The sequence below is a fragment of the Sphingomonas arabinosi genome, assembly GCF_036663715.1.
GTDB lineage: Bacteria > Pseudomonadota > Alphaproteobacteria > Sphingomonadales > Sphingomonadaceae > Sphingomonas.
The window spans coordinates 1-15006 of the sequence record NZ_JAXOJN010000011.1 but is presented as its reverse complement, the minus strand read 5'-3'; the positions used below and the strand labels follow the sequence as shown (position 1 = coordinate 15006).

At 62.3% G+C, this 15006-nt stretch carries 13 protein-coding genes; 7 read left to right on the top strand and 6 right to left on the bottom strand.

Features of this window, described 5'->3' with window-relative positions:
* Positions 1 to 50 precede the first annotated feature (50 nt).
* The 5 genes from U1708_RS15900 (at position 51) to U1708_RS15880 (ending at position 4399) form a co-directional block, all read left to right on the top strand.
* Positions 51 to 212 (top strand): hypothetical protein, encoded by a 162-nt coding sequence (locus U1708_RS15900; RefSeq protein WP_332746797.1) that lies wholly within the window; start codon positions 51 to 53, stop codon positions 210 to 212.
* 47 nt (positions 213 to 259) lie between these two features.
* Positions 260 to 892, top strand: a complete 633-nt coding sequence (locus U1708_RS15895) for a hypothetical protein (protein ID WP_332746796.1) — start codon at positions 260 to 262, stop codon at positions 890 to 892.
* A 320-nt stretch (positions 893 to 1212) separates the two neighbouring features.
* Entirely contained in the window at positions 1213 to 1734 is a 522-nt protein-coding gene (locus U1708_RS15890) for a hypothetical protein (RefSeq protein WP_332746795.1), read from the top strand.
* A 1001-nt stretch (positions 1735 to 2735) separates the two neighbouring features.
* Positions 2736 to 3536: a class I SAM-dependent methyltransferase gene (locus U1708_RS15885; RefSeq protein WP_332746794.1), complete on the top strand. Its 801-nt coding sequence runs from the start codon at positions 2736 to 2738 to the stop codon at positions 3534 to 3536.
* Positions 3537 to 3655: 119 nt separating this feature from the next.
* Positions 3656 to 4399 carry a dienelactone hydrolase family protein gene (locus tag U1708_RS15880; protein ID WP_332746793.1) on the top strand — a complete coding sequence of 248 codons (744 nt, stop codon included), beginning with the start codon at positions 3656 to 3658 and terminating at the stop codon, positions 4397 to 4399.
* An 861-nt stretch (positions 4400 to 5260) separates the two neighbouring features.
* Here U1708_RS15880 and U1708_RS15875 read toward each other — a convergent pair.
* From U1708_RS15875 to U1708_RS15850, 6 genes are all read right to left on the bottom strand, one after another.
* On the bottom strand, positions 5261 to 5515 hold the full coding sequence (locus U1708_RS15875) for a hypothetical protein (RefSeq protein ID WP_332746792.1): 255 nt from the start codon (positions 5513 to 5515) through the stop codon (positions 5261 to 5263).
* Positions 5515 to 8064, bottom strand: coding sequence for a TonB-dependent receptor (locus tag U1708_RS15870; protein ID WP_332746791.1), 2550 nt, complete (start codon positions 8062 to 8064; stop codon positions 5515 to 5517). The genes U1708_RS15875 and U1708_RS15870 overlap by 1 nt, the downstream gene beginning before the upstream one ends.
* A gap of 86 nt (positions 8065 to 8150) precedes the next feature.
* The gene (locus U1708_RS15865; protein ID WP_332746790.1) at positions 8151 to 8411 is read right to left on the bottom strand and encodes a hypothetical protein; all 261 of its coding nucleotides are present in this window, start codon (positions 8409 to 8411) and stop codon (positions 8151 to 8153) included.
* Between the two features lie 90 nt (positions 8412 to 8501).
* Positions 8502 to 9416: a FecR family protein gene (locus U1708_RS15860; protein WP_332746789.1), complete on the bottom strand. Its 915-nt coding sequence runs from the start codon at positions 9414 to 9416 to the stop codon at positions 8502 to 8504.
* An 8-nt stretch (positions 9417 to 9424) separates the two neighbouring features.
* Entirely contained in the window at positions 9425 to 9931 is a 507-nt protein-coding gene (locus U1708_RS15855) for an RNA polymerase sigma factor (RefSeq protein ID WP_332746788.1), read from the bottom strand.
* A gap of 268 nt (positions 9932 to 10199) precedes the next feature.
* Positions 10200 to 10727, bottom strand: a complete 528-nt coding sequence (locus U1708_RS15850; RefSeq protein ID WP_332746787.1) for a metallophosphoesterase family protein — start codon at positions 10725 to 10727, stop codon at positions 10200 to 10202.
* A 121-nt stretch (positions 10728 to 10848) separates the two neighbouring features.
* On the opposite strand from U1708_RS15850, the gene U1708_RS15845 reads away from it, so the two are divergent.
* Together U1708_RS15845 and U1708_RS15840 are read left to right on the top strand one after the other, a co-directional pair.
* Positions 10849 to 11409 carry a GDSL-type esterase/lipase family protein gene (locus U1708_RS15845; protein WP_332746786.1) on the top strand — a complete coding sequence of 187 codons (561 nt, stop codon included), beginning with the start codon at positions 10849 to 10851 and terminating at the stop codon, positions 11407 to 11409.
* A 358-nt stretch (positions 11410 to 11767) separates the two neighbouring features.
* Positions 11768 to 14137 carry a DUF6351 family protein gene (locus tag U1708_RS15840; RefSeq protein WP_332746785.1) on the top strand — a complete coding sequence of 790 codons (2370 nt, stop codon included), beginning with the start codon at positions 11768 to 11770 and terminating at the stop codon, positions 14135 to 14137.
* Positions 14138 to 15006: the final 869 nt, after the last annotated feature.

Sequence of the window (15006 nt, the reverse complement as noted above, 5' to 3'; positions counted from 1 at the left end):
AATGGTGGCAGCATCAACCGGCCGCCAGGGCGTCGCTACAACTCACAACTATGATCGAGCGCGCCTGTCCGTCAGCGAGGAAGCGCATTGAAAACGCCACCGTCGCTGACAGCGCCCGTGCGCTCGATCGCTGGGCCGCCCGCCGTGTTGGTACCCGTATCGACCGGCTGTTGGGCCGCCAGCCAATCGACCGCTGCGCCAAACACCGCTGACGTTGCGGTCGGCCTTCATCCTATCAATATCAAAAAGAGTTTTTCTCATGGACATCGACTTTCTCGAGATGCCGTACATCTTTTGCCTCACGCCAATCGCTGGCGGACCCGGCATGACCCTTGCTCGCCGCATCCCCGGTGCAACCGGTCCGTTTCCCTATGAAACCCTGTGGAAGAAAGCGTTTGGCGATCAGCACGCACTTAAAGCATATTTCGACGTGATCTGGGCGCAGATTTACACGGGGTGCTGGCCGGTCTGGGCATCGATTGCTGTCGCGCATGGCCCAGAAGCGTTAACCGAGCATCTGGACGCCGTCGTAAGAGGATCTCTTCACGACAGCCTACCGGAACAGGAAGTGTGGAGCGAGCCGTCGACGCGAAGCCTTTCGTTTGACGCACCGGTGCGGCGCATTCGCTATCTGTTGTCATGCTCTGAGGATGGCCTTTCCATCAACATCGTCGATCGTTTCGGGGACGATGGACCGCAGATATTGTGGAGCAGGCGGTTCCGCTCAGCAGATGCGTGCCGGACCGTTTTTCGTGCCCTCTGGAAGGATTCGACTGCCATGCTGCCAGTCCTGGCGCGCTTGTTGCAGTCCGGTCAACAAAGCCGGTTCGAAGCCTATATTGCGCAGCGCGTGCCTGGATATCGGGCAGCGCGGCCAATCTCGAAGAAATAGCGCTTGTCGCTCAGCTTACTTACTGTTGCGAGCCCCCTGCCGACAAAAACTTCTATAAAAAAGAGCGCGTCTGATTCTGCCGTGCCCGTGCCTTCTGCGCAGCGTTTATGATTTTGTCGTCAGTGGACAATATTATTCGCTTCAAAGCAAGCACTGTCAATGAAGCTGGGGTGCGAGCCTAAATATTCAAATTGAATCTGCGAAAGTGGGAGGATCGGATCTTAGTTGTAGCGGCGGACTGATGAGCCTGAATCTAGTATAAAAAAGGGACGGGCTTGTTTCCATCAGAAGGTGGTGACCAATTAACGACGAGAATATCTATGTCACTTAACTATCATCAGAGTCGCTCGGTCGCGTCAGTCTTATTTGGATACCTGCTCGACGCGATTGAGGCAACGGACTGCTACGCTTACGACGATGAAGCGCTAATGCCGCGGCAAACGATTTACGTCGAAAATCGCGAGGCGGTGATATCCATCACCGGCACCGAACCACCGCTATTCTGGGATGCGATCAACGTGCTGGCGCATGATCAAGTCTACGATGTTGTCCTGATCCGAACTTTCGACAGTGGCAGTACGGTCCCCTCCATCATCGTGGACATATGCTTGGGAAGCGGTCCTTGCGATCCATTTCCGTTACGAGACCTATCGATTTGGCGCGGGATCAACGGCGAGCTTTGGTTGGTGCCGACGACCTTCGGTGCGAGTGTTCAGATGACCCGATCAGGTTTTGAACTGGCGCTTACCCCGCCGTACGATACGCAGAAGGAGCGTGTGGACGGTTTGAATCGCGTAAACCGCGACATTGTCATGCTGCTTGACAAGGCGGGAGCATGCTGAGGGTTTGCACGGGCCTAAGTTCTTTTTTATCTCAACGCGGCCGCTGCGCATAGTCAACAGCTTCCAACCGCAAAGTGCATCTTTGAAGGCAGGCAGCGAAATGGGTCATCTGGGTACACCGTGAGTGAACACGTTAGATTAAACACTTTTCATGTACAATCAGGGTCTTTGCAGGGATATGGGACGCCTTGCACGGGTCTAGAACCTAATCGGACAGGTGGAAGTCGAGGCTCCGGTAGCGTCGCTCGGGTCATCGTCATAGACTTACGATAGTGCCGCCGAGTAGCCGAAATCGAGTTCTACAGCGGTCAAATCCCGTCCCCGCAACCAACCACAATCGCCGCCCTCACGGGCGGCGTTGCCGTTTGGGGCAAACATAACCAAATCTGACACGTTTCCAACCACCTCGCCCTCCGGATCATGCTGGCCTCGCGGGTAGATCGTCACGCTTTCAATTAAGTGTCACAAGCGCCGCTGATGCTTCGGAACGATTAGCGACCTCGTTCCACCGATGTACCGAGCACCGTCGCTCTCTACCTGAAGCATTCCGGGCGAACCCAAGCGTGATAGGTTCCAGTGAACACACGCCGGTAGGTCGCCAGCTGTTCGCAAATCGGACAACTGCAACTGAATAGTGTTGCGACGTCTCACGGGCGGCGCCCAATGTAGTCGTGTCAAACTCTTTTGGCCGCTGACGGCATGATCGCCGCCGCGGCAGTCGTTAGCTATCATCCCTAGGTATCCGGAACGATCAACGCCCCGGCTGCATCATGTGCCGCAATTCCTTTATTGCGATCACTCAGCGAGCTGATTTCCTACCAGCGGGTCGTCAGAACCCACTAACCCATCCGGTTTGTTTCAACAGTTTTGCCCTATCCGAGTGCCGAAACGAACGTGCTGCTTCAGCGATAAAGACAGTGGCAACGATCGTATTCATTGCGGTTGTCCAAATGCTACCGGCGCGTCATGATCGTCCAAATCGATAGGAAGGTGCCTTCATCATGTCTCGACCGCTTGTTGCTCTAGCCTGCGTCTTCGTCATGGGGGCGACCGGCGTGGCTGCTCAATCCGTCAAGCCTTCAAAGGAGATCGCGGCAGCGGTCACGTCACCGGACAGGACCGCTGCCAATCGCGCGCGGGACCGTTATCGTCATCCCGCGGCGACGCTCTCATTCTTCGGCGTGACCCCAGGCCAGACGGTCGTCGAGTTCATTCCCGGAGGGGGCTGGTACACCGAAATCCTGGCACCGCTGGTCAAACGCAGCGGTAGCTACGTCGCACTCGTACCACCTGCTCAAGCTGAGCGGACTCGCGCGATGCTTGCGTCTGGAACTGCTCGATATGGCGAAACGCAGGTCCAGACGATCGACTTCAAAACGGGAGCATCGACGATGCCCGCCGGTCGCGCCGACGTGGTGCTGACGTTTCGCAACGTTCACAATCTGCTGATGCAGGATGATCCGGCGGTGGCTGTTCGCGTGTTCAAGGCGTTCCACGACATGCTGAAGCCTGGTGGCATATTCGGCGTCGTCGATCACCGGTTGCCTGAGCAAATGGATACCGCGCAGGAGAAATCGAGCGGCTACATCAAGCGTTCTACGATCGTTCGGCTAGCGCAGCAGGCAGGCTTTCGCCTGGTGGGTGAGTCCGATATCAACGCCAACGCTTTAGATAGTCATGATCATCCGGAAGGCGTCTGGACTTTGCCTCCGACGTATCGTTTGAAGGATGCCGACCGCGCTAAATATGCACGTATCGGCGAAAGCGATCGCCTGACGCTGAAGTTTCAGAAAGTGCGATGATCATACTTCGCCGTCCAACGCGCCCGGTCTGCTGTGATGCTTCACGCTGAAATCGTTCCGGCAACCGGACGGCTTTGGAACGGAGGTGTCTTGCCCCCGGACCTTGTGAGAATGATTAAATGATCTTGCATGAAAACGAGACGCAGGACGTCACCGTGCCCGGTAGCGGTCCGATGCGAACGCATTTCTTTCGGCCAGCGACCGAGGGACGCTTTCCGGGCATAGTTTTGTATTCCGAGATATACCAGGTCACGGCGCCGATACGCCGGCTCGCGGCGATGATCGCAGGGAACGGCTATGTGGTAGCCGTTCCGGAGGTCTATCACGAATTCGAGCCGGCAGGCACCGTCCTGAACTACGATCCCGCGGGCACGGACCGTGGCAATGCGCTCAAGTTCACCAAGTCCGTCGCCGCTTATGACGCCGATGCAAGGGCTGCTTTGACTGCGCTTGAAGAACATCCGGCATGCAATGGCATGCTGGGTACGTTCGGCGTCTGCCTTGGCGGTCATCTCGCCTACCGAGCTGCGCTCGATCCACGCGTGGCGGCGGCGGTCTGCTTCTACCCTACCGATATTCATTCCGGAACGCTGGGGAAGGGGCGGTCGGACGATAGCTTGGCGCGCATGGCGGAACTGAAAGCCGATGTCATGTTCGTCTGGGGGCGCCACGATCCCCACGTCCCTTATGCCGGCCGCGAGGTAGTTCGCGGGCGGCTGGAAGCGGTCGGCGTGTCTTACGAGTGGCACGAGATGAACGCGCAGCATGCGTTTTTAAGGGACGAAGGCCCGCGTTACGATCCGGCACTGTTCCTGCAGTCGATGGCGCTGACGTTGGGTTTCTATCGAGGTGTGTTCGTATGACGCGGTAACGCTGCAAGGTGATGGCCAGGATCGCTCATTATACTAGACCGGGTTGTAGCGGTTTGCGCACCTCGCGTATTCATGGGCGTTCAACGGGCAAGGTTCGATGACGGCGATCAGGCAACGGGACGCGGATAAATCGGGAAACTGGCGTTTGCCGGTATGGGGAGCGTTTGCATCCCTCCCAATTTCACCGTTTGTCGCGATGCGATTTACAGAAGACGTGCGCTGCGACACCAATGACTTTGCCGCTGGCACAGCCGTACTTTTTCGTCTGGCGTCGCTATCGACCTCGCGCTTTTTGATGTTCGAGCGCGCGCGTACGGGCGCTGGTAATCGGTATGTCCTTGGCCGTGGCCACGCTCGTCCGGGCCCACGCGGCAGTAGGAGTACTTTGAACAATCGGCGGCGTTCAAGGAAAGGGACGCTGGTATCCTTCTAACCACAACGCAACGCTTTGCCGTCAACGGGGGCGGAGAGAAGTCTGTGAGACTATCGCCGCGCAGATCTCCATTGCCTGTACGTCGGACATCGTCATAGCCCTGATGGTGTTCGATGTCGGCCCCGTGCACGACGAGCGCCTTGCAGATCGTCGCCGCATTGATTCCGCGCAATTCGCGGAACGCGAGCCAGTCGGCATAAGCCATCACCAACCCTCGGGATCCCGTCAACCTGCAGGCTGGGGAACGTCGGTTCGCCATGCCGATGCCGTCGATCCGCATCGCGAGGGGCGAATTGCCGAGCTGGCGCTGCCCGCTGATCCTCTTGACCGACGAGCATGGGGCGCGGGTTCGCCTAGGAATAGATGGCGAAATCGCGCACCCCGAGCAGCCCATCCATCGGTAATGCTGGCGGTATCAGCTATCCAACATCGTCACCGGCGCAATTGGCGGTCAGATGGCCCGGCGGCACCGCGAACCGCGGCCACGCGCGGCGGCTGTGTTGGCCGAGTTCCTCCTGGCTCGACATCGCGCTGCGGACACCGTGCCGCATGACGATGACCACGCGTTCGAGCTTGTCCTGCGGCGGGGGTGGTGGGGTGGCCTGCGCGACAGCCGGCCCTGCCATGGTCGAGACGACCAGTGCGAAGCCAGCCGCGATCGATCCGATCCGCATCAGAACTTCGCCCTTACGCCGGCCGTGAACGTCCGCCCGTAATCGGTGTAGCCCGCGAACTGGTTGTCGCGGACATATTGCCACTGGACGCCGCCCGCGACGTTCATCCCCTGCACGACGAAGGTGACGTTCGGCGTGACCTTGTACGACATGTCGAAATCGAGGCTGCCGAACGCGCTGTCGTTGTTGGCGGCAAGCCCGGCCCCACCGACATCCCGCAGCACGTTGCCGCGCCAACTGTAGCTGACGCGCGCGCCGACGCGGTCCTTTTCGTAGAACGCGGTCAGGTTGAAGCTGTCCTTGGCGACGTCGACCAGCGCGTCGCGGAACGTGCCGCCGGTCGCCAGCGCATAGGTGCCCCCGGTCGCGGTATGCGTGTAGTTCGCCTGCGCGCCCAAGCCATCGAACGGTGCCGGCAGCATCTTGAAGAGCTGCTGATAGGCTATCTCGATCCCTGCGACATAGGCATCGCCGCCGTTCTTGGGTGCGGTCAGGCGATAGGTCTGGCCGTCGAGGACGAAGTCGCGCGTCTGCTGGAACACGAAGGTGGTGATGTCCTTGTAGAACACGCCGCCGACCAGCGCGCTGCCCGGCGCGAAATACCATTCGACCGTGCCGTCATATTGCCATGCCTCGAACGGCTTGAGCTCGGGATTGCCGCCGACCGCGGTTAGGACGGTCGGGCTCGAATTGATCGTCAGCCGCGGGGCCAGATCGGCGAGCGACGGCCGGGTGATCACCTTCGACGCGGCGAAGCGCATCTGCAATTTGGGGGTAAACTCGGCGACCAGATTGAGCGAGGGGAGAAAATTGTCGTAGGTCTTCTCGTAGCTGACCGGCAGCGCGACCTTGCCGTCGCCGGCATAGCCCGACGAGGTCTGGCGCGTCCGGGCGTAGCGCACGCCGACGTCGCCGCGCACCGCGATGCCGCCGATCGGGAACGCGAAGTCGGCCATGCCGTAGCCCGCGAGGATCTCCTCGCCGATCGCATAGCTGTTGCGCAGATCACCCCGCGCGAGCGGGGCGGCGAGCAATGCCTCCTTGCCGGTGGCGGCGGCGAGGAACTTGGCGGGATCGGGCATCGCCCAGCTCGTCGGCAGGTCGCCCTTGGCCCCGTCGAGGAAATCGTCGACCGGGAACGGCACGAAATAGCTCGCGTCGAAATACTTGCCCGCGATGCCGCTCGTGAAGTTGATATCGCGGCGATTATAGGCGCGCGTCCGCTTCTGGTATTTTGCACCGACGTGCAGCGCGCTGAAGACGCCGCTCAGGTCGCGCGTCACGTCGAGCTTGGCCGCGCGCTCGCGGTCCTTCGAATCGTTGACGCGGTATTCGATCCGCCGTCCCGGCAGCAGCGCTGGGTTCGACAAGTCGGCGTTCAGCAGCGTGACGTTGGGCAGCCGGTCGCCCGCCTTCCCAAAGTCGAACGTCGTCGCGCCGACCGTCCCGAGCAGGCGGGTGCGATAGATCGGCTCCGGCGTGTTAGAATAGGCCTGGCCGATGCTGCCATCCGCTGCGATCGTCCAGCCATCCGCCTGCCACCGTGCGTTCGTGCCGAACAGCCAGTTCTTGTACTGGAGCACGGACGTCTCGCGACCGATCTGCGTCGTCGAGGCGGTCGTCGTCGCGCCGGTCAGCACGCCGTTCTCGATCACTGCGCTGCCCGGTACGATCCCGCGCGGCAGGCCGGCGCCATCCGCCGCCGAATAGGTCAGCTCGTCATAGGCGACGTTCAAGCGGCTCCACAGCCCGTCGACGTTCAGCTCGAACCGGTCGTCCGGCTTCCACTGCACCGCGCCGTTGAGGCCGATCCGATCGCGCTTCTCGCGTTCCAGAGTCGGGCGGATCGCGGTGGGGATCAGGATCGTCTCACTGTCGAGCGAGCCGTTGCCGTCGGTATCGATCTTGCCGTCCGCCCAGCCGACACCGGTGATGCGGTCCTGGCGGGTGGTGCGCTCGTCATAGACGGCGGCGATCAGCGCGCCGATCTTGCCGTCGGGGCTCGCCCAGCTCGCCATGCCGGACAGGCGCGGGTCGACCGTATCGGCAAGCCGCGGCGAACTGGCAGTGGCGGACAGCGACAGCACCGGCTTCTTCAGGTCGAGCGGGCGGAAGGTGCGCAGGTTGATCGTGCCGCCGATGCCGCCTTCGTCGAGGCTCGCGCGCGGGCTCTTGATCACCTCGACCGCGGACATCAGTTCGGACGGCAGCGTGTCGAAGCGGAACTGGCGGCCGCTCTGGCCGCTGTCGCGGACGTTCTCGTTCACCGCGACCGAGCGATCGTTGAGCGTGACGACCTGGAAGTTCGCGCCCAGCCCGCGGATGCGGACGAACACGCCTTCGCCGCGATCGCGGACGATCGACACGCCGGGGACGCGCTGGAGCGCCTCGGCGATGTTCTGCGCGGGGAACTTGCCGATGTCCTCGGCCTTGACGACGTCGATGACGTTGGTCGCCTGCCGCTTCTGCGCGAGCGCGGTGGTCAGGCTGCTGGCATAGCCGGTGACGACGATCTCGGCGGCGTCGCCCTGTGAGGCGTCGGTCGCCACCGTCTGCGGCGAAGCGCTGACGACCGCACCCGAGACAAGCAGCGCGCCATTGGCCTCGCGACGTACGGTGAGCGGTGTGCCTGCAATCAGGCGTTCGACCGCAGCCTGCCGTTGAGCGCGGGGGCGGTCATCCCGGCAACGGCGGCGGGCGTGAACAGGATGTCGGTGCCGCTCTGGCGGGCAAGCGCTTCGAGCGCCTTGCCGAGCGGCTGCGCGGCGAGATGCACGGTTACGCGCGTCTGTGCGCTGGCGGCGGTGGCGAGAAAGGCGGTCGACAGCGCGGCGCAGGCGGCGCCCAGCACGAACGATCGGCGCAGGCGCCGGCGATTGGTGATCACGGTGTTCATCCCCCCAAGGAAGGCGGCGATGATGCCGCACCTCCTCGACGGGCGAGGATTGATCTACCCCACCCCCCCCACTGCGAATTGCGGCGAAATTTATCCGCCGAGCAGGACCGCGCCTTCCATCGTCCGCACCCGCAGCGCGAGCAGCGCCGCGAGCGACCGGCCCAGCGCAACATTGTCGCCCATCCGGTACATCCCGCTGACGCGCATTCCGGCGACCGCCGGGTCGGCGATCACCAGCCGGGTCGTGCTGTAGCGGTTCGCCTCCTCGGCGACCGTCGCCAGCGTATCGTCGTGGAACGCCGCACGCCCGCTGGTCCAGGCCTGCGTCGCGGCGAGGTCGGGGCGGTCGATCCGACCCGCGCGCAGGCGCTCGCCACCGGTCAGCCGTCGCGCTGCGCCGGTCGTCGCCACCGCCGCGCTGCCCTCGATCGCGGTCACCGCCACCCGGTCGTCGCGGTCGCGGCGCAGGTCGAACCGTCCGGCCGCCGCGGTCATGTTCCCGGCCCCCGCGTCGATCGTGAACGGGGTCGTCAGCGGCGCCACGGTCAGGTCGATCCGACCGCGCGCCAGCGAGAGCCGCCGCCGCTCGGGGGTTGCGATCACGCGCACGCGGGTTGCCGCATCGAGCAGCAGCGACGAGCCGTCCTGCAATCCGATCCGCCGCTGTTCGCCGATACCCGTCTCGTACGGCGTCGCCGCATAGGCCGCTTGGAACGCAAACGTGCCGCCCGCCGTCGCCGCGGTCAGCGCCACCAGCCCGGCGATCGCCCGGCGCCGCGTCACCGGTGCTCGCGATGGCGCCGTCCCCGGCACCATGTCCCAAAGATCGGTGGCACGCTCGAACCGCGCGGCATGGTCGGGATTCGCGGCGAGCCAGCGCCGGAAATCTGCCGCATCGCTCGGCGTCGCGTCGTCGGCATTGAGCCGCGCGATCCAGTCGGCCGCGGTTTGGTTGCTGGCTGCCCGGTTCGTATCGAAGCTGTTCGAGGGACGGCGGCCGGGCATCGCGAAACTTACCAACCCTCCGTCCAATCGGCCAAGAACGTCATCGCCTTGGCCATGTGCTTCTCGACCGCGCCCTGGCTTATGTCCAGCCGCTCGGCAATCTCGCGGTATTTATACCCGTCGATCCGCTGCATCAGGAATATCTCGCGGGTCCTGGGGGGCAGCCGGTCGATACCCTCGCGGACCCGCGCCAGCCGCGCCTTGGCGATCATCACCTCGTCCTGGATCGGTGCGGGATCGCGCAGCCAGTCGATCGCCTCGACCGGCTCACAAGACCCGCGCACCGCCTCCCGGCGAAACGCATCGCGCCCCCGGTTGACCGCGGCGTGGACCAGGAACGCCTCGTCGTTGCGCGGCGCGTTCGCCAGCCCCGCCATGCTGACATAGGCATCGTGGAGCAGGTCCTCGCCATCCGTGCGCCGCGTCATCCGCTCGACCTGCGCGCGCAACCGCGACCAGCCTGCCCATAGGCGACGTGCCCCGGCATCGGCCGTCGTAAGGTCGGACGTGGTCATTCGCCCACCCGGTATGGGGGCGCGGGTACAGTTTGATGACGCCGCGGGGACGGATCGGTGACACGCCGGCAACGTGCCCCGCCGCGGCACTCTTACTAGCGCCAGCGTGTAGGGTGGAACTTCACATCCCGAGCATCGCTCGCAGTTCCCGACAGGGCGTTCCGCGGAGGCTCATTTGATGGCCGTGACCGAAGCCAACCGAGTTAGAAACAGGAACGATCGATCGGTTATGAGAAGCGAAGGCAGCGGCGTGAATGTCGGGTCTGGGTCAGTTTCCCGGAGCGGTAGCTTGCCCAACGAGTGGGTATCCACGGGCCCCGATCAGGCTTTCGAGCAGGACTGGTGTGAAGTCGTGGCCATCGACGCCAACGTCGAACTGGCGCGGCATCGGTTTCAGCCTTCCGTGACTGTGCCCATGCAGGTTCAGCGAACCGCGGTGTTGCCCATTCCAGCTTCGGAACGGGTAGTGGCACAGAACAAGCAATCGGCCGTCCATCTCGATTTCCGCATAGTTCCCGACGCTAGTCCAGCCGTCGGCCGCCAGCGTCGCATCAGGATCGTTATTGCCACGGAGCAGGTGCTTGGCGCCGTTCAGCCGGGAAAGCAGTTCGGCTACATCCGTCGGGCGACGGGCGACGTCGCCTAGGTGCCACACCACGTCATCCGCGCCAACGACGGCGTTCCATCGCTCGACCAGCGCCTCATTCATTTCGGTCGTGTTGGCAAAGGGACGTCGAGAAATATTGATCGTGCGGTGGTCGCTAAAGTGCGTGTCGGCCGTGAAGAAGACGCTCATGAGCGCCGCGCCGTCCGGTTGTATGTCATCGCGGATAAACGAGCACCAGCGGTAAAGGTTCGGCACGATAGTGACTGGACGCCTTACATTGCATCCAAACGAAACTATCTCGCGGCAGCGCATGACAATCGACCAGCCTCTGATCCTGGCAATAGGCGACAGCCTGATCGCCGGTTACGGCCTGCAGGCCGCCGATAGTTTTCCAGCACAATTGCAGGCCTCGCTGCAAAAGACATCTCCTTACGCTCGCGTGGTGAACGCCGGGGTATCGGGCGATACGACCGTCGACGTCCTGCGGCGTTTGCCTCGTTTGCTATCCGCCCTCGACCAGCGACCCGTACTCGCAATCGTTCAGGTGGGACCCAACGATGTTCTGCGGCAGGTTCCGGTGGCGCGTACTCGAGCACAGCTCGAGCAGATCCTGCTGAACTTGGGCAGCTGTGGCATTCCCGTGTTGCTGACGACCGTCGATCCTCCAGTGTTCATACGTGACCGGGCTGCTGCGTATTTGGACATTCACACGGCGCTGGCTGCCGAACAGGGGGCGACCATTTGGCCGTTCTTTCCGCCTGGGGTGCTGGGACACGCCGATATGGTGTTGGCGGATCGAGTGCATCCCAACGCGAAGGCTATCGCAGCGGTAGTCGCTGCAATCCTGCCAACCGTGGAAAAAATGCTTTAATGCCTGTGCTTGAGCTGAGCCAAGAACATCTGAGCCTAAACCGCGCGGATCTACGGATTGGGCCGTTAGTAATTACCCTTAGCGGAGGGGTTGTCTATTAGGTCAACGCAATAGGTTTTTGACCGGCCGATTTAGTCACACTGTATCAGGCTGCTGTACCAGCGTTAGGTAATGCGCCTTATGCAGTCGTCGTCATTCGCCACGGGAAGGGCCGGCGATGCTCTCGCTTTTGGATCTATCCCTGCTGCCCGCTGCAATCGATCGCGTTGACTGCGTCGGACATCCGCTTAAGCTCCCAATATCCGGTGACTAATCGTCGGGCCTGCGATGGGTATCATCGCGACAGGAGAGGATAATGATGAGACGGGGAAGAGGCGCGCGCCTCGTGCTGCTTGTCGCGGCAACCGGGCTGTTATCTGGTTGCGGCGATGACGAGAACTCGCCCACCGCCGTGCCGCCGCTGAGCGGCACCAGCATCAAAATTCTGTCCGGGCGGGCCGACATGGTGACCGACGGAGACGCGTTGGTCGAGGTCGTGCTGCCGACGGGCGCCGTGCCGGCCAATCTGCGGGTCGCCGTCGGCGGACGCGATCAGTCTTCGAACTTCGCGCTCCGTTCGAACGGTCGCATTACGGGCCTGGTTTCGGGGCTCGCAGCAGGTGCAAATGTAATCGAGGTGACGGCAACCAACAACAGCTTTGCCGGCGCGCGACTGACCTTGACCAACGCCGGTATCAACGCGCCGGTGTTGCTCAGTTCGCACATCAACCCGTACATATGCGCGACGCCGCAGCCGGGAACCGCAACGGTCACCAACGCTAGCGGGTTGTCCACGGCCCCGACCGATACGCAGTGCACGACGCGCACCGAAACCAAGCTCTATTATCGTACGTTGACAGCCGCCGGCACAGGCGGTTGCGCGTTCGTGCTCCCCGATCCGTCGCCGACCGCGGCAAACCCGAATCCGACGACCCCCGCCAACAGCTGTTTTCAGCCCTATGTCACCGGCACAACCCAGGCCGCGCTTATCGCGACCACGACGCCGATCGGCGCGACGGCGGCCGTACCCTACATCGTACGGGTAGAGCGCGGGGTGATCAACCGCGGCATCTACGACCTTGCCGTGCTGTTCGACCCCAATCGACCGTGGACGTTCGAAAGCCCGCAACCGCAATGGGCCGGCAAGGTCGTCCACAATTTCGGCGGCAGCACGGGCCAGCCCCGGTTTCAGGCACGGCCCAACAGTTCATGGGTCGACGATACCGCGCTGTCTCGCGGCTACATGGTAGCGGTCAACAGCCTGACGGACAGTGCCAACAATTCGAACCGTGTGCTCGTCGCTGAAACGGTGATGAAGATGAAGGAGCACATCATCGAGCAATATGGAGAGTTGCGCGGCTATATCGGCAATGGCGCCTCGGGCGGCGCCATCAACCAGAATACGGTCGCATCGATAGCGCCCGGCCTGCTCGACGGCCTGCAGATCCAACTGGATTTCGCAGATTCGGTCACCACCGCGATCGAAGTCAGCGACTGCGTTCAGCTCGTCAACTTTTACGCCGGCCCTGCCTGGACCGGCTTGATGCGGCAGCAGGGGCTGACCCAGGCGCATATCAACGCCAAGAAGGCGGCCATCAACGGCCATCTCGACCAACTCGGCTGCCATAGCTGGTCCAACGCCTTCGGTACCGCGAACAAGCCGGGGAATTACCAGGCCGTGCTAGTCGCCAACGCAGCAGGCGTGCTGTTCACCTCGCCGACGATAACCAACAATTGCCGGCTGCCGGCTGCTCAGGTCTATGACCCGGCCAGCAATCCCGGCGGCATCCGTTGCAGCGATCCCGATGCGGCGATCGCCGTCTGGGGCACGGCACCCGGCACCAACCGGGCCAATCAGACCAACGACAATGTCGGCGTCCAATATGGGCTGAAGGCGTTGCAATCGGGCGCGATCACCGCGGAAGAGTTCGTGACCCTCAACGAAGGAGTCGGCGGCAGCGATGCGGATTCGAACCTGATCCCACAGCGCTCCACGGCGGATGCAGAGGGCCTGCGCATCGCCTATCGTGCGGGTATCCTGGTCAGTGGCACGCAGGTGTCGCGGGTGCCGATCATCGATCAGCGTACGCCGGACGAGCAAGGCATCCACTACAACTGGCGCAGCTTCTCGCAACGAGACCGGTTGGCGCGTGATAATAGCGGCAATTTCGGCAACCAGGTGATCTGGCGCAGCAACGGGGGCATCTCGCTCGCGTCCCGGTCGCTCGTCGCGATGGACACTTGGCTGGATGCGCTCAATACGCAGGCCCCGAAGGCGTCGACCAACGCCGTGCGCAATCAGGCACAGATCCTGGCGGCCAAGCCCGCCACGGCCTTCGACTTCTGCTATCTGAGCACGGACACGAGCTATTCCACCCAAGTGCGCGACTTCGCCCTCTGCGATAGCGACCCGCCGCTGGTGATCCGCAGTTCACCTCGCCAGGTTGCCGGGGGTCCACGGACCGAAGACATTCTCAAATGTCAGCTTAAGGCGCTCAACTTTGCCGACTATGGCACCGTCACGTTTACGACGGCGCAACAAAGCCGCTTGCGCGCTGTGTTTGCAGGTGGCGTGTGCGATTGGAGCCGTCCGGGGGTAAACCAGGAACCCTCAGTATCTCCGCTCAACTTCGCGGCGGGGCCAGGCGGTGTACCGTTCGCGGCCGAACCGGTGTCGACGCCTATCTGACTTATCAGCCTAACGAAGCGGCGTCTTTCGAGCGCCGCTTCGTTTTTTGCGCGTGACTGAGCCTAGACGGGGCGCCACACTCGGGCGGCAACGGCTGTCGAAAAGCTCCAAGCCAGAGCGACATCGGCTTTGGCGCAGGATAAGCATGTAGCTCGCGCTTGTCTGTTTTGCTTGATGCGAGCGCTTTTTTACCCTTCCGTCTTTAAGACGACGGTTGCAGCCGTACCCGAAACGAGGTCTCGTCTGAGAAGGCGGCGCGGTTTCGCTAGCGGTCCCAGTTGTAGAGATCAGTGCTAGTGACACTCTTTGTCAGCGGTAAATGTCACCTCACGGCCTCTAGCCGGTCCGCAAAGGATACCGAAGGCGAAACTCCTCGCGGCAGGAGAGTAGCTGGCGGTAGTGGCCGGCGGGGCAGGGGGGAAACCACGCCTGTCATGGTAAAGATAGTGTGCGGAAAGGTTGTTCTGCGCACGGTAACTAAAATGCTGCCAAATCCGAATATTGGCAGGGCATTCTGGGTCTTCACGGCCGTTCCCCCCCCGAAGAGCAGGACACTACGGCCATTCGTATCCTGCGATGCTTCAACCGTGACGTCAGAACGATACCCCCGCGGACCCGACACGACTACATCGACTGCCGCTACGTCAGATGTGCGTTGTAAACGAGCGAACTAACCGTCCGCTCCTAACTTGTGAGGGCGAAACCGGCGCAACGGTTGGTGTGTCCCATTTGGCTGCGGACATCGAATAAAGGTACGCATCCGATAGAGGCCGCGGATTGAGAGCTATCGGAGCGGGGCTGGTGCGTCAGTCCTTGTCGAGGAAGGCCTCGAAACCTTCTTCGGCCAGCGCGCTTTGGAAGGCTGCATC

Excerpts from the sequence above, each read along its gene's own strand:
- U1708_RS15895 (WP_332746796.1), top strand. The coding sequence starts at position 260 with ATGGACATCGACTTTCTCGAGATGCCGTACATCTTTTGCCTCACGCCA.
- U1708_RS15885 (WP_332746794.1), top strand. The coding sequence starts at position 2,736 with ATGTCTCGACCGCTTGTTGCTCTAGCCTGCGTCTTCGTCATGGGGGCG.
- U1708_RS15840 (WP_332746785.1), top strand. The coding sequence starts at position 11,768 with ATGAGACGGGGAAGAGGCGCGCGCCTCGTGCTGCTTGTCGCGGCAACC.
- U1708_RS15880 (WP_332746793.1), top strand. The coding sequence starts at position 3,656 with ATGATCTTGCATGAAAACGAGACGCAGGACGTCACCGTGCCCGGTAGC.
- U1708_RS15865 (WP_332746790.1), bottom strand. The coding sequence starts at position 8,411 with ATGAACACCGTGATCACCAATCGCCGGCGCCTGCGCCGATCGTTCGTG.
- U1708_RS15900 (WP_332746797.1), top strand. The coding sequence starts at position 51 with ATGATCGAGCGCGCCTGTCCGTCAGCGAGGAAGCGCATTGAAAACGCC.
- U1708_RS15890 (WP_332746795.1), top strand. The coding sequence starts at position 1,213 with ATGTCACTTAACTATCATCAGAGTCGCTCGGTCGCGTCAGTCTTATTT.
- U1708_RS15850 (WP_332746787.1), bottom strand. The coding sequence starts at position 10,727 with ATGAGCGTCTTCTTCACGGCCGACACGCACTTTAGCGACCACCGCACG.
- U1708_RS15860 (WP_332746789.1), bottom strand. The coding sequence starts at position 9,416 with ATGCCCGGCCGCCGTCCCTCGAACAGCTTCGATACGAACCGGGCAGCC.
- U1708_RS15845 (WP_332746786.1), top strand. The coding sequence starts at position 10,849 with ATGACAATCGACCAGCCTCTGATCCTGGCAATAGGCGACAGCCTGATC.
- U1708_RS15875 (WP_332746792.1), bottom strand. The coding sequence starts at position 5,515 with ATGCGGATCGGATCGATCGCGGCTGGCTTCGCACTGGTCGTCTCGACC.
- U1708_RS15855 (WP_332746788.1), bottom strand. The coding sequence starts at position 9,931 with ATGACCACGTCCGACCTTACGACGGCCGATGCCGGGGCACGTCGCCTA.